Here is a 16,984-nt window from a genome sequence, read left to right as displayed (position 1 = left end):
ACGCGAGCTCGACGGCTCCGACGCGATGACTACTCGGCCGCCCAGCAGACCGGTGTCCTTCAGTTCCTGCCAGAACGCGGCGGGCACCCTGCCCTCCAGCCGGTCGGCGCATTCGTGTGGCACACCGCCCGCCCGGGGTCACGCCCTCTGGGTCACCCCCACCAGGCGGGTCGGCGGCAGGAACTCCCGGACGTACGTCCGCTCCCAGCACGCGCCCGTCTCCCGCAGCTCGCGCCAGGTCGTGTACCGGTAGCGGAACAGGCGGGCGCGGACGAAACGCGGCGGAGCGTCGGGCGGGAACGGGGAGCGGCGCAGCAGCTTCAGCGTCGCCCGGTCGTTCTCCAGCAGCCGTTCCACCAGGACGCCGAACCACGGCCCGGCGTACGACGGCGACAGCGCGGCGAACCACATCAGCCAGTCCAGCCGCAGATGGTACGGCGCGAACTGGCGCGGCCAGCGCCGCGGATCACCGGGCTTGCCCTTGAACTCGTACTCCCGCCAGTCCGAGTCCTGGCGCGCGACCTCGTCGGCGGTGCCCTCGATCACCACCTCGTAGCGGACCCGGCTGACGCTGCCGAAGGCGCCGTAGGTGTTGACCAGGTGGAGCGGGTCGAAGGACCGGTTCATCACCTGCCGGCGGGAGATCATGTTGAGCACCGGCCGGTGGCTGAGGAAGACCAGCAGCGCCGCCACCGCGAGGACCACGACCACGTACCACAGCGGAGCGTCCGGCACGGACGGCGGACGCGCCGGGAACCGGATCGCTGACAGGGCCAGCACGATGGTGATCCAGTTCAGCCACGCGAAGTTGCCCGACAGCACCAGCCACAGCTGGGTGACGATCATGAGTGCCGCGGCGGCCGTCGCGACGGGCTGCGGTGTGAACAGCAGGAACGGCACCAGCAACTGAGTGACGTGGTTCGCGGCCACCTCCACGCGGTGCAGCGGCCTGGGCAGGTGGTGGAAGAACCAGCTCAGCGGGCCCGGCATCGGCTGGGTCTCGTGGTGGTGGTCCAGACACGTCAGCTTCCGCCAGCACTCGTCACCGCGCATCTTGATCAGCCCCGCCCCGAACTCGACGCGGAACAGCAGCCAGCGCAGCAGGAACAGCACCACCACCGGCGGGGCCACCTCCTCGTTGCCGAGGAAGACGGCGAGGAACCCCGTCTCCAGCAGCAGGGACTCCCAGCCGAACGAGTACCAGGTCTGCCCGACGTTCACGACCGACAGGTACAGCGCCCACGGCACCAGCCACAGCAGCATGGCCCCCCACAGCGGCAGCAGCGAGTCCAGACCCGCCACCAGCGCCGCCGACACCGCGCAGCCCGCCCAGACGCAGCCCGCGAAGAAGCGGTCCGAGTAGCGCAGCTGGAACAGGCTCGGCGCCCGTTTGAACGGCACCCGCTCGACGAACCGGGGCACCGGCAGCATGCCGCGCTCGCCGATCAGCGCGCGGAACTGCAGGGCCGCCGTCACGAAGGCGACCAGGTACATGACGGCCAGGGCCCGCTGGAAGACCAGCCGGGTCAGCCAGTAGTCGGGTGCGGTGAACCACTCCACGGCTCGCGCTCCTCTCGTGCCCCGCTCCGGGTACCCCGGCCACCCGGTGTCCCTTCCGGCCTCCGGGCAGCGGATCCGGAGTCGAATAATCGGGCAAATCCTGGCAAGGTGGGGCGCATGGTTGATCGGGGAGCGAGCGCCCTGTCACTCCCGGACGACTGGCCCGCCCAACCGGACCCGATCCTGGCGCTCAACCGCATGGGGAGCTTCGACTGGGACCTGGACTCCGGCATGTTCCACATGGACGCCCAGGCGCACGAGGTGTTCGACCTGCGCCCGGACGAGTACGACGGCCGCCCCGAGTCCCTGTCGGTCCGCGTACCGACGGCCGAGGGCCATCGCCTGGACGCCCTGGTCGCCCAGGCGATGAAGGACGGCAGCGAGAACTACGGCACCTACTTCCGCATGCGCTGCCGCGACGGCACCCTGCGCTGGACCCACACCCAGGGCTACATCCGCCGCGACGAGACCGGCCGGCCCCGCCGCATCATCGGCATCGTCCGCGACGCCACCCAGGAGCTCGGCGACATCGAGGCCCGCAGCGAGCGGGCCGCCCTGGACGAGGCCCGCCGGCAGCAGACCAACGTCGTGCAGCTCGCCACGGCCGCCCTCGCGCACGCGCGCACCGTGGACGACGTCATCGACGCCCTCAAGGACACCCAGGGCCTCACCCATCTGGGCGCCACCAGTGTCGTCATGGGCCTGGTGGAGGCCGACCGCATCCTGCTGGTCGCCGAGGGGCCGGACGGCAGCTTCGTCCACGGCACCCGCGTCACCGGCGTCGACGAGGACTACCCGATGAGCGAGGCCGTCCGGACGCTCAGCCCGCGCTTCATCGAGTCACCGCAGGAGTTCGCGGAGCGCTATCCGATCCTGTGGCCGCACCTCACCGGCCTGCACGTCACCTCGGCGGCCTACCTGCCGCTGATCGCACAGGCCCGGCCGATCGGCGCCATCGGCCTGCTCTACAGCGACCGGTACGGCTTCTCGCCCGAGGACCGCAACGTGCTCGTCGCCCTCGGCAGCAGCATCGCGCAGAGCCTCCAGCGGGCCATGCTCTACGAGCAGGAGATGGACCTCGCGGAGAGCCTGCAGCAGGCCCTGCTGCCGCGCACCATCCCCAGCGTCCCCGGCTGCGACGTCGCCGTCCGCTACCGCGCCGCCACCATCGGCGGCGCCTTCGGCCGCGACATCGGCGGCGACTGGTACGACCTGATCCCGCTGCCCGGCGGACGCGTCGGCGCCGTCATCGGCGACGTCCAGGGCCACGACACGCACGCCGCCGCCGTCATGGGCCAGCTGCGCATCGTGCTGCGCGCCTACGCCGCCGAGGGCCACCCCCCGGCCACCGTGATGGCGCGGGCCTCCGTCTTCCTCCACGAGCTCGACACCGACCGCTTCGCCACCTGCCTGTACGCGGAGGTCGACCTGACCACCGGAGTGGTCCAGGTGGTCCGCGCCGGGCACCTCGACCCGCTGCTGCGGCACCGCGACGGCAAGTGCCGCCGCGTGCCCGTGGAGGGCGGGCTGCCGCTCGGCCTGTCCGCCGAGTTCGGGCGCCTCGCCTACCCGGTCGGCACCATCGAGCTGGATCCGGGCAACACGCTGCTGCTGTGCACCGACGGCCTGGTCGAGGAGCCCGGCGCCGACCTCGACGACGGGATGCGCGCCCTCACCGAGCTGGTCACCTCCGGCCCGCAGGACGTACGGAACCTCGCCGACCGGCTGATCGAGGCGGCCGAGCAGCGCCGCGGCGACGACGACGTGGCCCTGCTCGTGCTGCGCCGCCGCACCCCGGACACGCCCCGCATCGGCGGCCGGGTCCGTCAGCACGTCGCCCCGGGCGACCCCGAGGCCCTCACCGAGGCCCGGCACATGATCCGCGCCGCGGTCCGCGCCTGGGGCGACGAGGACCACGCCGACTCGATCGAACTGGTCGCCGACGAGCTGATGACCAACGCCCTCATGCACACCGAGGGCTCCGCGATCGTCACCCTGCGGTTCCTCTCCGGCACCGACCGCCGGCTGCGCGTCGAGGTCGAGGACACCTCCAGCGCCCTGCCGCGCCGCCGCGACCCCGGGGACTCCGGGGTCTCCGGACGGGGGCTGCGCCTGGTCGACACGCTCGCGGACGCGTGGGGCGTGGAGGCGCGCGGCAGCGGCAAGGTCGTGTGGTCGGAGTTCGTGATGCCCCACGGCCGACGACCGGCGACGGGTGACCACGACTGATGCCGCACGGTCCGGGGCGCGTGCCACGACCGGCGTTGTCGGTCCCGGGTGGCACTCTGGACACATGCCCGAACTGCCCGAGGTCGAGGCGCTCAGGGACTTCCTGACCGAGCACCTCGACGGCCGCGAGATCGTCCGGGTGCTGCCCGTGGCGATCAGCGTCCTGAAGACGTACGACCCCGCGCCCACCGCACTGGAGGGCCACCGGGTGGCCGCCGTGCACCGGTACGGCAAGTTCCTCGGCATCGAGACCGCCGGCGGCCTCCACCTGGTGACCCATCTGGCCCGGGCGGGCTGGCTGCACTGGAAGGACAGCCTCCCCGACGGCATGCCCCGGCCCGGCAAGGGCCCCCTGGCCCTGCGCGTCGCGCTGGACACCGGCGCGGGCTTCGACCTGACCGAGGCGGGCACGCAGAAGCGGCTCGCGGTGTACGTCGTGTCCGACCCGCAGCAGGTGCCCGGCGTGGCCCGGCTCGGCCCGGACCCGCTCGCCGACGACTTCGACGAGGCGCGCTTCGCCGCCCTCCTCGCCGGCGAGCGACGGCAGCTCAAGGGCGCCCTGCGCGACCAGAGCCTGATCGCGGGCGTGGGCAACGCGTACAGCGACGAGATCCTGCACGCCGCGAAGATGTCGCCCTTCAAACTGGCGGCGTCGCTCACCGACGAGGAGACCGCACGGCTGTACACGGCGCTGCGCACGACGCTGACCGAGGCGGTCGAACGCTCCCGGGGGCTGGCGGCCGGCCGGCTCAAGGCCGAGAAGAAGAGCGGTCTGCGCGTCCACGGCCGCACCGGCGAGCCCTGCCCGGTCTGCGGCGACACCGTCCGGGAGGTCTCGTTCAGCGACTCCTCCCTCCAGTACTGCCCGACCTGCCAGACCGGCGGCAAACCGCTCGCGGACCGGAGGCTGTCGCGACTGCTCAAGTAGCCGGGCCCGGCACGTCCGGAGCAGACGCATGGCGATATTCGCGACAGAAAGGGACGAAAGTCCTGCATGGGGCCACGGGGGGCATGGGCACAAAGGGGCGGAGAGAACGTGACCGAGCCCACAGCGAGGACGCCCGCCGTATGCAGACCGATGTCGCAGCCCGCCCGTACCCGACCGCACCCTCCGTCCGGACCGCCGCACTCGAACTCGACACCCCGGACGCCGTCGCCGCCGCGTTCGTCCGCCTCGCCACCCTGGACGACGGCCCCGGCAAGGAACGGCTGCGGGAGGAGCTGACGCGGGCCTGGCTGCCGATGGCCCACCGCCTCGCCGCCCGCTTCCGGGACAAGGGCGAGAGCCCCGAGGACCTGCGTCAGGTCGCCGCCCTGGGCCTGCTCAAGGCGATCGGCCGGTACGACCCGGCCCGGGGACCGTTCGAGCCGTTCGCGATACCCACGATCCGGGGCGAGCTGCGGCGGCACTTCCGCGACCGCACCTGGGACGTGCGGGTGCCGCGCCGCGTCCAGGAGCTGCGCAACCGGGTCCGGACCGCCTGCGTCGAGCTGGCCCTCACCCCCGGCAGCCCGCGCCCCACCGTGGCCGAACTGGCCCGGCACACCCTGCTCAGCGAGGACGAGGTCGGCGAGGGGCTGGAGGCCCTGGAGAGCTACCGGGCCCTCTCCCTGGACGCGTCGAACGGCGACACGGGCGAGGCCGGCGGCGGGCCGAGCCTCGCGGACGCACTGGGGGAGCCCGACCGGGGCTTCCAGCTCGTGGTCGACCGCGAGAGCGTCAAGGAGGCGGTGCGCCGGCTGCCGTCGCGCGAGCGGGCCATTCTCTACCTGCGCTTCTTCGAGGACTGGTCGCAGAGCCGCATCGCCCGGCGGATGGGCATCTCCCAGATGCACGTCTCCCGGCTGCTCACCCGGACCTGCGCCCGGATCCGGCACGAGACCCTCGCCGCGCGGTGAGCGCTCATCCGACGGGGAGGGTCACCAGGCGCTCCCCGTCCACGGTCCGCACCTCGTAGCGGGCGGTCTGGCCGGGACGCAGTGCCGCGCCGCCCCGCATGGTGTTCGGCCGGGCGTCGTGATCGGGGACGCTCCAGGTGGTGACCGTCTCCTCGGTCCCGTCGCGGCCGACGGCGACGAGCCGGCAGGAGCGCGGTCCCGCCCCGTCCTTGACCTCCAGCTCCACGTCGCTGCCCCAGGCCTCGGCCTCGGCTGTGACCTGCGCCCACACCCCCGTCCGCTCGTCGGTCGCGGTGACGCGCACACCCGGCGCGTCCTGCTGCGCGTGGAGCGCGAGGGCGGGGCCGGCCACGGCACACACCACGGCCGCGGCCACGGCGTACAGCAGTCGCCGGCGGCCCGCCCGGTGGCGCGCCGCGACCTCCGACAGCAGCCGGTCCAGCAGCTTCGGTCCGGGCCGGCTCAGGGGGTGGACGAGGCGGGGCGTCGCCTGCCGGTACAGCATCAACTGACGGGCGGCGGGGCCGAATTCCGTCACCTGTGTCGCGCATCGGGGGCATTCCATGAGGTGGTCCTCGAAGCGGAACGCGTCCGCCTCGTCCAGCACGCCGAGCGCGTAGGCGCCGACGTCGCGATGCCTTTCCAGGGACCTCATGCCGAATCCTCGTGCCGTCGGGTGCGGGTGGGGTTACTCCGTGCTCCCACCGGTACGCACCGGGCAGCCGAATCACTCAAGACACACACGGAATCGCCACCAACGGGTTCGGAGCGGCCGAGCCCGTGGATTGGTCCGTGCGCGAAGAAACTCCGGCCGAGGTGGCGCCTAGAAGAGATGGATGGCGAGATGGCCGAGCGGCAGGCCCAGTTGCCAGGCCGGAGTCCACACCTTCGGCCCCTCGTCCTCCCCGGCGCCCGCGGCGCCGCCGGGCACCGCGTTCAGGTCCGGGGCGAGCAGTTCGGTCTCCTGGAGCCAGCGCCAGGCCGCCCGGGCCAGCTCCAGGTCCGGCGAGTGCCGGCCGGCGGCGACGGCGTCGGCCGTGACCTCGGCCAGCCGCTCGCGCACCCATTGGTGCCACGGCTGGTCGTACGCCGTCAGGGACAGCCAGGTCTCCAGCCGGGTGACGACCCGGATGCCGCTCAGCTCGTTCTCGGTGTCGGACAGGAAGACGGTCAGCGCCAGCGCGTCGCGTCCGGCGCGGAACTCGAAGGACGTCGGCGGCATCAGGTCGCCGGTCCGCAGCAGCTCGTCGGCGATGTACTCGGCGTAGAACCAAGCCATCGGGACGGTCAGTTCGCCGCCGCCCGTGCCGTCCGTGCTCTCTTGACCTCTGTGCAGCATCCCTTCCTGCCTTCCTCCGGTGCGTGCGCGTCGCCCGACCCGGGTTGTGGGCCCCCGTCCGGAACACGGATGAGGACAGCCGATTACTCAACCGGGGTCCACGGCAAGGCGCTTTACGGAGGCTTGACCATAGGGCCGGTTTCACCGCAGGTCGGCGGCGTATCCCGGAAGCACCCTGCGCAGGGCGCGCAGCGCGTAGTACGCGCGGGACTTCACGGTACCGGGCGGGATGCCGAGGGTTGCCGCGGCTTCCGCCACACTCGCCCCCTGGAAGTACACCAGCACCAGGACTTCACGGTGCTCGGGAGTGAGTGTCTTCACAGCCTCGCGCACATCGAGGGCGGCGGCGGCCCGCTCGGCGTGGTCGGCGCAGACCGGCGCGTTCTCCAGCACCGCGTCGCCGACCTCGGCCGGCCGCGCCTGCCGGGCCCGGCGCGCGTCGATCGCCAGCCGCCGGGCCACGGTGAGCAGCCAGGGCCGTACCGAGTCGAAGGCGTCGGCGCGCAGTGCCTCGGGGTGCTGCCAGGCGCGCACCAGCGTCTCCTGCACCAGGTCCTCGGCGCGCTGGCGGTCGCCGTCGCTCAGGCGCAGCAGCAGCGCGAAGAGCGGCCGGCCGTGCTCGCGCTGGAGTGCGGCGAGCTCGTGCTCGGCGGTCGTCGCGTCGGGGAGGGTGATTCCGGCCGTCATGGCCGTATGGCACCGCAGGGCCCCGTGCGGGGACAGGGCGCGCGCACGGGTCTGCGACGGACGGTCGATCGCGTCGGTGAACGGTCCGACGAACGGTCGGCGCACCGCGTTCGCGCGCCCTTTCGCGCCCGCCGGACGGGCTAATGGGCGTGTCGGAGCCCGCTGTGACAGCGTCCATCTCTTTACCTATTTGTGTGTAAATGTGATTTTCCTCGTGCATGCGACCACAGCGGAGTGAACGGATGATCACACGCAGTCGGCAGGTGGCCCTGGCCCTGACCGTCCTCCTCACCGCGGGCGCGGCCTGCCAGGCCCGCGATCACGAGCCCCCGGCGCGTCCGGCCCCCGCCCCGTCCGCCGCCCCCGCCGGTTCCTTCACGCTCGTCGCCTCCGGCGACGTTCTGCCGCACGACTCGATCATCGAGCGGGCGCGCTTCGACGCGGGCGGCACCGGCTACGATTTCCGCCCCATGCTCGCCGGCGCGAAGCCCGTCGTCGCGCGGGCCGATCTCGCCCTGTGCCACATGGAGACGGTGTACGGCGCGAACGGCGACTACAGCGGCTACCCCCTGTTCAAGTCCCCGCCCGAGGTGGCGGCGGGCCTGGCCGCCACCGGCTACGACGGCTGCTCCACCGCCTCCAACCACACCTTCGACGACGGCGCGGAGGGCATCCGTCACACCCTGGACGCCCTCGACCGCGCCGGCGTACGGCACGCCGGGTCCGCCCGCACCGAGGGCGAGGCGCGCACCACGACGATCCTGCGCGCGGGCGCGGCCCAGGTCGCCCACCTCGCCTACACCTTCGACACCAACGGCCGCCCGGCGCCACAGGGGCAGCCGTGGGCGGTCCAGCTGATCGACGAGGACCGGATCGTCGCCGACGCGCGGGCCGCCCGGAAGGCCGGCGCCGACGTCGTCGTCGTGTCCCTGCACTGGGGCACGGAGTGGCAGGACGAGCCCGACGACGAGCAGTTGGCCCTGGCGGACGGCCTGACCGCCGCCCGCAGCGGCGACCGTCCCGCCGTCGACCTGATCCTCGGCACCCACGCCCATGTCCCGCAGGCGTACGAGAAGGTCAACGGCACCTGGGTGGTCTACGGGATGGGCGACCAGATCGCCGGCGAGATGATCAACGACGACGGCGAGCGCGATCCGCGCGGCAACCAGTCGAGCATCGGCCGCTTCACCTTCGCCCCGCCCGCCCGCCCCGGCGAGCGCTGGCGGGTGACGAAGGCCGAGTTCGTCCCCCAGCTCTTCGACGTCGACGCCGGCCGGGTGGTGAACCTCAACCGGGCCCTGGAGGAGGGCGCCGAGGTGCGTGCCGTGCGCGACCGCATCCGGGACGTCGTGCTCAGCCGGGGCGCCGGCGAGGACGGGCTGGTGATGGGGGAGTAGCTCCGGCCGGTCGCCCGGGGGTCAGCCGACGTCGACGTGGTCGAGGGCGTGCAGCATCTCGCCGAGTACGCGCAGGCAGGCCGCCACATCGGCCCCCGTGAGGCCGCCGCCGACCGCGCGGAGCACGGAGTGCTCGCGGTCGAGGACGTCGGTGATCGTGCTCCGGCCCGCCTCGGTGAGCCGGATCAGTGACGACCGGCGGTGGGCGGGGTTCGGGACGCTCTCCACCAGGCCGCGGGCCGCCGCGTCGTTCACCATGCGCTGCACGAACTGGCGGCTGATGGCCTGCGCCCGGCCCATCTGCGGCACGGTCATCGGCCCGCCGCGGTGCAGCAGGGTCAGCACGGCGCGGACGCCCACGGACACGCCGTCGTGGGCCAGGCCCTGTTCGACGCTGCGCTGGGCGCGCCGGTAGAGGGGGCCGACCAGGTCGTAGACCTCGGTCAGGCGGTGGCCGAGGTCGTCCGGGGGGAGGGGAGCGGCGGTGTCGTCCATCCCGCCATGATGACACCCTGGTTGCCAAATCTCCGTGGAAATGACACCTTGGTTGTCATGACTGGTGCTTCGGATCTGCGCTTCTTCACCTCCACCGACGGCGACCTCGCCTATCGTGACACCGGCACGGGCGACCCGGTCGTCCTGCTGCACTCCGGATTCGCCGACCACCGGGTCTTCGACGCCCAGATCCCGGCCCTGGCCGCCACCCACCGCGTGATCGCGCCCGACGTCCGCGGACACGGCTCCTCGGCCAACGCCACCGAGCCGTTCCGCTGGGCCGACGACCTCGCCGCCCTGCTCCGCCACCTCGACACGGGCCCCGCGGTGCTCGTCGGCGTCTCGATGGGCGGGGCCATCGCCACCGACACCGTGCTGGAGTACCCGGAGCTGGTCCGCGCGGTCGTCGCGTGCGGAGCGGCCACCAGCGAGTTCGCGTACACCGACCCCTGGGTCCGCGCGGTCCAGGCCGAGCAGGGCAGGGCCCTGGCCGCCGGTGACGTCGAGGGCTGGCTCACGGCCTTCCTGCGCTTCGTGCCGGGTGAGCACCGAGCCGTCGAGGACGTCGACCCGGACATCCTGCGCCGGGTCCGGGAGATGGCCCTCGGCACCCTCTCCAAGCACACGCCCGACGAGGAGAACCGGCACGTGCCCCTGACCGGCACCTGGGCCCGCGTCCCGAAGGTCGACGTCCCGGTCCTCACCGTCAACGGCGCCCTCGACGCCCCGGACCTGATCGCGGAGGCTGAGCGGTTCGCCCGTACGGTCCGGGACGGCCGCTCCGTCACCGTCGAGGGCACCGCGCACTACCCGAACATGGAACGCCCCGAGGAGTTCAACCGGATCCTGCTCGACTTCCTGCGCGGGCTCTAACGGCCCGCCAGCTCCGACTTCCGGTACGAATAGCTGAAGTAGATCACCAGGCCGATCAGGAACCACACGGCGAAGCGCGCCCAGGTCTGCCACTGCAGGAACGTGATCAGCCAGATCGAGAAGACGATGCCCAGCGCCGGCACGAACGGCATCCAGGGCGTGCGGAAGGTGCGCGGCAGGTCCGGCTGCCGGTAGCGCAGCACGATCACCGCCGCGCACACGACCACGAACGCCAGCAGGATGCCGATGTTGGTCAGCTCGGCCGCCTCGCCGATCGGCAGGAACCCGGCGATCAAGGCCGACGCGACCCCGACGATCCAGGTGACCCGGGTCGGCACGTGCCGCGTCGGGTGCGTCTTGGCGAACCACTTGGGCAGCAGCCCGTCCCGGCTCATGCTGAACCACACGCGGGTGACACCCAGCATGAACGTGAACATGACGGTGAGGATGCCGATGATCGCGCCCACCGCGATGACGTCGGCCAGACCACTGAGCCCCACCGACTTGAACGCCGTCGAGAAGCCGCTCTCGGGGTCGATGTCGGTGTAGTTCTGCATGCCGGTCAGCACCAGACAGGCCGCCACGTACAGCACCATCGAGATGACCAGCGAATAGATGATCGCCTTCGGCATGTGCCGCTGGGCGTCCTTCGACTCCTCGGCCGCCGTCGACATGGCGTCGTACCCGAAGACCGCGAAGAACACCGTCGCCGCGCCCGTGAAGGCCCCGCCGACCCCGAACGGGAAGAACGGGTGGTAGTTCGAGGTGCTGATGTGGAAGACGCCGACGCCGATGACCAGCAGGACCACCAGCACCTTCAGCACGACCACGACCATCTCGAAGCGGGCCGCGTTCTTGATGCCGAGCGTCAGCAGGTAGGCGATCAGCAGGCACAGCACCGCCGCGAACAGGTCCACCTTGTGCCCGTCGCCGGTGCCCGGCGCACCCAGCATCCAGTTCGGCAGGTCGGCCCCCATCTCGCCGACCAGGAAGCTGAAGTAGCCGGAGATGCCGATCGCGACGACCGCCACGATGGCCGTGTACTCCAGCAGCAGGTCCCAGCCGATGAACCAGCCGACCAGCTCACCGAGCACCGCGTAGCCGTAGGTGTAGGCCGAGCCCGCCTTCGGGATCAGCCCGGCGAACTCCGCGTACGACAGTGCCGCCGCCGCGCTCGCGACGCCCGCGATGAGGAACGAGATCAGGACCGCAGGGCCCGCGGTGCCGTTGGCCACCGTGCCGGCCAGCGTGAAGATGCCGGCACCGATGATGCCGCCCACGCCGATGGCCGTCAGCTGCCACAACCCCAGCGACCGCACCAGACCGGCGCCCTGCTCGGCCTCGGTGTCCTCGATGTGTTCGATGGGTTTGCGACGGAGAACGCCCTCGCCCATGCGGAATCCGGCCATGCGCCTCACCTCTTTGTGATCGGCAAACGGCTGACGGTGGATCATGATGACTCACTCGCGTCCCCGACGGAAGGCACGACGCACGCACCGGGCCGACCTGTGTCACGGCACCACGGTCACCGGCCAGCGCCCCGCCTTCACCAGCCGCACCGCCACCGAGCCGACGATCCGGTGCCCGGCCTGCTCGGACGCCCCCACGACCACGGCGTCCGCCCGCAGCTCGTCGGCCGCCTTCACCAGGCCGTTGTAGGGATCGCCGCGGAAGGTGTGGAACTCCCAGCGCACGTCGAATATCCCCTTGGTCCGCTCCGTCGCCGCCCGGATCTGGGCCACCAGGTCCTCGGCGATCTCGTCGGTCGCGTCCGCCACCGGGGCGCCCAGCGCCGCCCCCGCCGCCAGCACCGGCTGCACGTACACCACGGCGAGCAGCGCACGCTGCCGCCGGGCCAGACCGCCGGCGTAGGCCGCCGCGCGGAGCGAGGAGTCGGAGCCGTCCACCCCGACCACGATGACCTTCGGTCCGTCCGTGCCCCGTTCGAACTGATGGGAGTGCTGTTGCGTCACGCGGCGAGGTTATCGGAACCCCCGGATCCGTCCGGCCCCCGGGCCGCTTGCCCCCCGTCCCGGGGCGCGAGCCGCGGACAGGCGCCCGCACTGGGCCGGTCGGGTGGTTCCGTGCCGCCGCACCGGTGTCGTTCAGGGGCGTCGGCCCTTGTCCGGGCGAGTGATGAGTCATGAAGAAGGATCAGTTGCTCACGCGGCGCCGCGCCCTGCTCGCCGGTGCCGCGGCGGTCGGAGCGGCCGGTACCGCCGGCGTGCTCGCGGTGGGCCGGGACCACCAACCGGCCCGGCCGGCCGCTCCCGCCGCGGGCGCCCAGGCGCGGCGCCCGCTCGAGCCCTCCGCCTACCGGCTCCAGCCCCTGACCGGATACGGCACGCCCGTGGCCGGACCCCACCAGCCCGCGGTGCGCAGCGAGCCGATCCTGCGCATGTCCGGCCGGGGCCGCACCATGATGCTCACCTTCGACGACGGACCCGACCCCCGCTACACGCCCAGCATCCTGGACACGCTGGCGGAGTACGACGTGCGCGCGACGTTCTTCGTGTGCGGCGAGATGGCCGACTACAGCAAGGACCTGCTGTCCCGGATGGCCGACGAGGGGCACGTGGTCGGCAACCACACCTGGTCCCACCCCCTGCTGACCAAGCTCACCCGGCGCCGCATCCGCACCGAGATGGAACGCACCTGCGAGGTCGTCGAGAAGGCCTACGGCGAGGCGCCCCGCTGGTTCCGCGCGCCGTACGGGGCGTGGAACCGCGCGGCCTTCCAGCTCGGCGCCGAACTCGGCATGGAACCCCTCGCCTGGACCGTCGACACCCTCGACTGGACCACCCCCGGCACCGCCACCATCATCGACCGGGTCGAGGACGGCGCCGCCCCCGGCGTCGTGGTGCTCTCGCACGACGCCGGGGGCAACCGCTCGCAGACCGTGCGCGCCCTGCGTTCCTATCTGCCGCAGCTGCTGGACTCCGGCTACCACCTCACCGTCCCCCGGCGGCAGCAGGTGTGACGCGCGCCGCGCCCGCCCGGCCGGGTCCTCTCAGCGGACCTCGACCAGGCGGGCGAAGGCGACGACGTTCCCGTCGTAGCCGTTCTGCTTGGTGAAGCCGCCGCCGCAGGTGATGACCCGCAATTCGGGAGTTCCCTTGGAGGCGTAGACCCGGTCGCCGGGGAAGTCGTCCTTCTCGAACACCTCGACGCCGTAGATCTCGAACACCGCGGTCTTTCCGTCCTGGCGGGACACCTCGACCCTGTTTCCCTTTTTCAGCGCCCCGAGCCCGTAGAAGACGGCCGGGCCCTGCTTGTTGTCGACATGGCCGACGACCACCGCGGTGCCCTTTTCCCCGGGGGACACCGCGCCGGTGAACCAGCCGGCCAGATTCGGGTCCTCGGGCGGCGGCGCGCCGACCCAGCCTTCCGCGTCCAGACCGACCGGCATGATCGGCGCGTCGACCTGGATCGCGGGGATCGCGACCCGGTCGGGGACCGCGTACGCCAGCGGGGCGAGGCCCGGGACGGCGTTCTCCCCACCGGCGACGCGGGTGTCCGAGGCGGCCGCCGAAGCGGGTTGCGGCGGGCCCACGTCGAACTCCCCCGACCCGTTGCGAATGAGGGCGAGCCCGGTCAGCAGAACCAGCGCTATCACGCCCCAGGGAGCGCGCTTCCTCCGCCGCTCCTCCTCTTCGGCCAGTTCCTCGGACCCGTCCATTCGCCTTCCCCTCTCGACCCGGCCGTCGCCGTGTCATTCGTGCATACGAGCACGCTAAGCGCGGTGCACCCGAGCGGCGACGGGGCGCATGCGAACGGGTGGCGCGGCGCACCCGGCGGTGAGCCATCCGGGACACGCCCGGCCGAATTTCCTGACGGTCCGTGACCTGCGGCGATATCCACTCGCCGGTTCCGGCCCGGTATGCCCTCTCACCAGGACGGACCATTCCCGAAATGCGCTTGCGGGCAGGGCAACTGAGGGTCTTTCTGGGAGGCGCTTTCTCGCCGATCGACCGGGGACGGGTCCCGGGGCGTCTTCCGCGGAGGATGACATGCGCAACTTTCGTGCCCTGGCGGCCGCGGGTGCCGCGGTCGCCGTTCTCGGGATGGCCGCCCCCACGGCCACCGCCGGCGGCGACCACAACACGCCGAGCAACATCGTCGCCCTGCCCAGCGTCATCGCGCGCGGCGGTCAGATGACCGTCACGGTCGACGGCTGCCCGCAGGGCGGGACGATGACCTCGGACGCGTTCGGCAGGGCCCACCTGACCCCGGTGCGGGGGGCCAACGAGACCTCCAGGGGCACCGCCACCATCAGGAACGACGCCCGGCCCGGGTCCTACGACATCACGGTCAACTGCTCGGGCCGGACGCTGACCCGCCCGGCCGCCTTCACCGTCATCGGCGGTGTCCGCGGCGGTCTCGGCGGCAGCAGCTCGAGCGGGGCCACGCCGACGGACATCGCGATCGGCGGCGGGCTCGTGGCCGCGGCCGTCGCCGGCGGAGGCCTGTTCTGGATGCGCCGCCGGTCCGAGCGCCGGATCTGACCCGCCGCCACCAGGGCCGTGCGGGCTCGGCCGTCGGGGAACGGGCCCGCCTGGCACCGCGCCCAGGACCGCGCACGTCGGCAGGGCGTCGCCCCGGGCCCTCACGGGATCCGGGGTGACGCCCTGTGCGCGCGGGGCGGAGAGGTCAGGCGCCCTCCTCGCCGGAGCGGCGCCGGGACAGGTGGTACGCCGCGCCGACGGATCCCGCGATGAGCGCGACGCCGAGCCCGATCTCCTTGAGGTCGAAGCCCGCGATGCTGCCGCCCGAGCCGGCGTGGACGCCCCTGGACGGTACGGGGTCGGGGCGGTACGAGTGGCCGCCGGCGATGGTCAGGTTCGTGGTGCCGGTCGTCCCGTCACAGGTGAACGACACCTGGTACACCGCGCCGGGCCTGGCGTCCCGGTCGACCCGTGCCTGCGCCGACACGTGCGTGCGCGGGATGACGACCGTGTCGAACACCGGGGACGTGACCCGCACACGGCCGCGGCAGGCACCGTCGTTCCGGTCCACCCGCAGGGTGACCTCGCCGCCCGCCGCGACGGTGGAGGGCCGGACACTGAAGCCGAACGGCGTGGTGCTGCCGCCGACGGCCGCGCCGGCCGGCACGCAGGAAGAGAGAGCGGCGACGCCGAGCAGCGCGGCCGAGGCGACGGGTATCGCGCGCATGGTGGATCCTCCGGGTCCCCGAGGAGCAGCGGCGGACCTGTTCCGCTCGCGCCAGGAATGCACCTCGATGCCCGAAACGCTAGGAAGCCCTGCTCGTGGGCGCGATCCCAGTCGCGCGAATGGGGCAAGGGTGTGGGCCGGTCGGGGGACGGCGCCGCGGCGGCCGGAGGACGGGGACGGCGTGTCGGCAGGGCTGAGGGCCGCCCCCGTGTACGGGCGGCGGGGGCGGCCCGTGCGGGGCAGGTCAGCCCTTGACGCCCGGGAAGAGGTTCAGGAACGGCTCCGTCGATGCCGCGACCCCGCGGCTGTAGGGCGCGTCGAAGTCCCAGATCAGGAAGAGCAGGAAGGCGATCAGCGCGGAGAACAGCCCGGCGAGGACCAGTTCCCGTGTGGTGCGCCGGATCTGCAGGGCGAAGACCATGCCGATGGTGACGACGGCACCGGCGATGAGCCCGAACCACACCACGCCCGGCATCGTGGCCCCCGTCGACTCCGACCGGGAGATGCGGGCCTGGTCCGCGGCGGCCACCTGGTCGACGAGCGGCTGGTAGGCCTGGGCCTCGAAGTCCGACCTCGGCTCGTAGTCGGTGACGTCCGCACGGACCTTGTCGAGGAGTTCGGTGCCGCGCTCGGTGACCTGGCCGTCGTCGGCCATGGACTTCCACTCGGTCGTGACGACGTGTCCGACATAGGCGTTGACATCCTCCCGGATGCGGTCACGGACATCGGGTGGATAGACCCGGACGCGCTCGGAGATCTCGTGCAGGGCGACGGCCTCCGCCTGCACGTGGTCCTCGGCGGCGCTGCGCGCCTCCCAGACACCGGCGATGGCCAGGCCCAGGACGATGGCGTACACCACACCGATCCACATCGTCATGTACTCGATGACGTCCGGTGTCTCGGTGGGGTCCTCGTCGTCGGACGCTGTGCGGTGCCGCAGGATCGTGACGATGACGACGACGGCGCAGGCGGCCAGCATCGCGAGGATCAGAACAAGCCATTCCGGCAAGAGAAGCCTCCAGGGATCAGCGCGCGCGCAGCGCGGCGACGGCTACCAGCGCGGGCACCGTGATGAGCAGGACGAAGACGAGGGGTGAGGTGGCCCCGCCGGAGGACCGCTGCTGCACCCGGGCGGTGCGGTACCGCGGGTAGTGCACCGGGGTCAGCGACGGGCGGGGTGCCGGAGTGGCCGACGGTGCGGGCGCGGGAGCGGCGGGCCGGACCGGCGGTGGCGTCGGTGAGGGCGTCGGTGTCGGTGCGGGCGTCGGACGTGCCGGCGCCGGGCGCGGGGGCGGCTCGGGTTTCGGGGCGGGTGGTGGCGGGGGTTTCGGCG

18 protein-coding genes are annotated in these 16,984 nt (G+C 72.6%); 7 read left to right on the top strand and 11 right to left on the bottom strand.

The annotated features are described in order from the left end of the window. Positions 1-138 precede the first annotated feature (138 nt). Entirely contained in the window at positions 139-1,560 is a 1,422-nt protein-coding gene (locus tag IEZ05_RS31655) for a lipase maturation factor family protein (protein WP_189233730.1), read from the bottom strand. A gap of 117 nt (positions 1,561-1,677) precedes the next feature. Here IEZ05_RS31655 and IEZ05_RS31650 point away from each other — a divergent pair, with 117 nt between their 5' ends. The 3 genes from IEZ05_RS31650 (at position 1,678) to IEZ05_RS31640 (ending at position 5,688) form a co-directional block, all read left to right on the top strand. Then, the gene (locus IEZ05_RS31650) at positions 1,678-3,789 is read left to right on the top strand and encodes a SpoIIE family protein phosphatase (protein ID WP_189233729.1); all 2,112 of its coding nucleotides are present in this window, start codon (positions 1,678-1,680) and stop codon (positions 3,787-3,789) included. A 64-nt stretch (positions 3,790-3,853) separates the two neighbouring features. Then, positions 3,854-4,717 (top strand): Fpg/Nei family DNA glycosylase, encoded by an 864-nt coding sequence (locus IEZ05_RS31645; protein ID WP_189233728.1) that lies wholly within the window; start codon positions 3,854-3,856, stop codon positions 4,715-4,717. A gap of 140 nt (positions 4,718-4,857) precedes the next feature. Further along, positions 4,858-5,688 carry a SigB/SigF/SigG family RNA polymerase sigma factor gene (locus IEZ05_RS31640; protein ID WP_189233727.1) on the top strand — a complete coding sequence of 277 codons (831 nt, stop codon included), beginning with the start codon at positions 4,858-4,860 and terminating at the stop codon, positions 5,686-5,688. A 4-nt stretch (positions 5,689-5,692) separates the two neighbouring features. Here IEZ05_RS31640 and IEZ05_RS31635 read toward each other — a convergent pair whose 3' ends face one another. The 3 genes from IEZ05_RS31635 to IEZ05_RS31625 all read right to left on the bottom strand — a co-directional run bounded on the left by IEZ05_RS31635 (position 5,693) and on the right by IEZ05_RS31625 (position 7,714). After that, positions 5,693-6,343, bottom strand: coding sequence for a zf-HC2 domain-containing protein (locus IEZ05_RS31635; RefSeq protein ID WP_189233726.1), 651 nt, complete (start codon positions 6,341-6,343; stop codon positions 5,693-5,695). Positions 6,344-6,511: 168 nt separating this feature from the next. After that, entirely contained in the window at positions 6,512-7,027 is a 516-nt protein-coding gene (locus tag IEZ05_RS31630; protein ID WP_189233725.1) for a hypothetical protein, read from the bottom strand. 141 nt (positions 7,028-7,168) lie between these two features. Next, the gene (locus tag IEZ05_RS31625) at positions 7,169-7,714 is read right to left on the bottom strand and encodes a sigma-70 family RNA polymerase sigma factor (protein ID WP_189233724.1); all 546 of its coding nucleotides are present in this window, start codon (positions 7,712-7,714) and stop codon (positions 7,169-7,171) included. Between the two features lie 242 nt (positions 7,715-7,956). Here IEZ05_RS31625 and IEZ05_RS31620 point away from each other — a divergent pair, with 242 nt between their 5' ends. Beyond that, positions 7,957-9,111 (top strand): CapA family protein, encoded by a 1,155-nt coding sequence (locus IEZ05_RS31620; RefSeq protein WP_189233723.1) that lies wholly within the window; start codon positions 7,957-7,959, stop codon positions 9,109-9,111. Positions 9,112-9,132: 21 nt separating this feature from the next. Here IEZ05_RS31620 and IEZ05_RS31615 read toward each other — a convergent pair whose 3' ends face one another. Further along, the gene (locus IEZ05_RS31615) at positions 9,133-9,606 is read right to left on the bottom strand and encodes a MarR family winged helix-turn-helix transcriptional regulator (RefSeq protein WP_189233722.1); all 474 of its coding nucleotides are present in this window, start codon (positions 9,604-9,606) and stop codon (positions 9,133-9,135) included. 57 nt (positions 9,607-9,663) lie between these two features. On the opposite strand from IEZ05_RS31615, the gene IEZ05_RS31610 reads away from it, so the two are divergent. Then, a complete protein-coding gene (locus tag IEZ05_RS31610; RefSeq protein ID WP_189233721.1) occupies positions 9,664-10,479 on the top strand; it encodes an alpha/beta fold hydrolase in 816 nt (271 codons plus the stop codon). On the opposite strand, the gene IEZ05_RS31605 is transcribed toward IEZ05_RS31610, so the two are convergent. After that, positions 10,476-11,888, bottom strand: a complete 1,413-nt coding sequence (locus IEZ05_RS31605; protein ID WP_189233720.1) for an amino acid permease — start codon at positions 11,886-11,888, stop codon at positions 10,476-10,478. The genes IEZ05_RS31610 and IEZ05_RS31605 overlap by 4 nt on opposite strands. A gap of 102 nt (positions 11,889-11,990) precedes the next feature. Beyond that, positions 11,991-12,452 (bottom strand): universal stress protein, encoded by a 462-nt coding sequence (locus tag IEZ05_RS31600; protein WP_189233719.1) that lies wholly within the window; start codon positions 12,450-12,452, stop codon positions 11,991-11,993. 170 nt (positions 12,453-12,622) lie between these two features. On the opposite strand from IEZ05_RS31600, the gene IEZ05_RS31595 reads away from it, so the two are divergent. Continuing rightward, complete coding sequence (locus IEZ05_RS31595; RefSeq protein ID WP_189233718.1) at positions 12,623-13,459, top strand: polysaccharide deacetylase family protein; 837 nt, start codon at positions 12,623-12,625, stop codon at positions 13,457-13,459. Positions 13,460-13,489: 30 nt separating this feature from the next. Here the strand turns inward: IEZ05_RS31595 and IEZ05_RS31590 are convergent, their stop codons facing one another. Then, on the bottom strand, positions 13,490-14,158 hold the full coding sequence (locus IEZ05_RS31590) for a class F sortase (protein WP_189233717.1): 669 nt from the start codon (positions 14,156-14,158) through the stop codon (positions 13,490-13,492). Between the two features lie 331 nt (positions 14,159-14,489). On the opposite strand from IEZ05_RS31590, the gene IEZ05_RS31585 reads away from it, so the two are divergent. After that, complete coding sequence (locus IEZ05_RS31585; protein WP_189233716.1) at positions 14,490-14,984, top strand: hypothetical protein; 495 nt, start codon at positions 14,490-14,492, stop codon at positions 14,982-14,984. Between the two features lie 145 nt (positions 14,985-15,129). Here IEZ05_RS31585 and IEZ05_RS31580 read toward each other — a convergent pair whose 3' ends face one another. The 3 genes from IEZ05_RS31580 to IEZ05_RS36880 form a co-directional block, all read right to left on the bottom strand. Next, positions 15,130-15,651 carry a hypothetical protein gene (locus IEZ05_RS31580; protein ID WP_189233715.1) on the bottom strand — a complete coding sequence of 174 codons (522 nt, stop codon included), beginning with the start codon at positions 15,649-15,651 and terminating at the stop codon, positions 15,130-15,132. 244 nt (positions 15,652-15,895) lie between these two features. Then, positions 15,896-16,660 carry a bestrophin-like domain gene (locus IEZ05_RS31575; RefSeq protein ID WP_189233714.1) on the bottom strand — a complete coding sequence of 255 codons (765 nt, stop codon included), beginning with the start codon at positions 16,658-16,660 and terminating at the stop codon, positions 15,896-15,898. Between the two features lie 16 nt (positions 16,661-16,676). Then, the gene (locus IEZ05_RS36880; RefSeq protein ID WP_267461927.1) at positions 16,677-16,808 is read right to left on the bottom strand and encodes a hypothetical protein; all 132 of its coding nucleotides are present in this window, start codon (positions 16,806-16,808) and stop codon (positions 16,677-16,679) included. Positions 16,809-16,984 lie beyond the last annotated feature (176 nt).

It is taken from the genome of Streptomyces flaveolus (assembly GCF_014648815.1).
In the GTDB taxonomy this organism is placed as follows: Bacteria; Actinomycetota; Actinomycetes; order Streptomycetales; family Streptomycetaceae; genus Streptomyces; species Streptomyces flaveolus.
This window is presented reverse-complemented; position numbering and strand designations above follow the sequence as displayed.

Bases quoted from the DNA above. Each gene is read 5' to 3' on its own strand.
- IEZ05_RS31640 (WP_189233727.1), top strand. From the start codon at position 4,858: ATGCAGACCGATGTCGCAGCCCGCCCGTACCCGACCGCACCCTCCGTC.
- IEZ05_RS31650 (WP_189233729.1), top strand. From the start codon at position 1,678: ATGGTTGATCGGGGAGCGAGCGCCCTGTCACTCCCGGACGACTGGCCC.
- IEZ05_RS31580 (WP_189233715.1), bottom strand. From the start codon at position 15,651: ATGCGCGCGATACCCGTCGCCTCGGCCGCGCTGCTCGGCGTCGCCGCT.
- IEZ05_RS31630 (WP_189233725.1), bottom strand. From the start codon at position 7,027: ATGCTGCACAGAGGTCAAGAGAGCACGGACGGCACGGGCGGCGGCGAA.
- IEZ05_RS31615 (WP_189233722.1), bottom strand. From the start codon at position 9,606: ATGGACGACACCGCCGCTCCCCTCCCCCCGGACGACCTCGGCCACCGC.
- IEZ05_RS31605 (WP_189233720.1), bottom strand. From the start codon at position 11,888: ATGGCCGGATTCCGCATGGGCGAGGGCGTTCTCCGTCGCAAACCCATC.
- IEZ05_RS31625 (WP_189233724.1), bottom strand. From the start codon at position 7,714: ATGACGGCCGGAATCACCCTCCCCGACGCGACGACCGCCGAGCACGAG.
- IEZ05_RS31645 (WP_189233728.1), top strand. From the start codon at position 3,854: ATGCCCGAACTGCCCGAGGTCGAGGCGCTCAGGGACTTCCTGACCGAG.
- IEZ05_RS31635 (WP_189233726.1), bottom strand. From the start codon at position 6,343: ATGAGGTCCCTGGAAAGGCATCGCGACGTCGGCGCCTACGCGCTCGGC.
- IEZ05_RS31590 (WP_189233717.1), bottom strand. From the start codon at position 14,158: ATGGACGGGTCCGAGGAACTGGCCGAAGAGGAGGAGCGGCGGAGGAAG.
- IEZ05_RS31620 (WP_189233723.1), top strand. From the start codon at position 7,957: ATGATCACACGCAGTCGGCAGGTGGCCCTGGCCCTGACCGTCCTCCTC.
- IEZ05_RS31610 (WP_189233721.1), top strand. From the start codon at position 9,664: ATGACTGGTGCTTCGGATCTGCGCTTCTTCACCTCCACCGACGGCGAC.
- IEZ05_RS31585 (WP_189233716.1), top strand. From the start codon at position 14,490: ATGCGCAACTTTCGTGCCCTGGCGGCCGCGGGTGCCGCGGTCGCCGTT.
- IEZ05_RS31595 (WP_189233718.1), top strand. From the start codon at position 12,623: ATGAAGAAGGATCAGTTGCTCACGCGGCGCCGCGCCCTGCTCGCCGGT.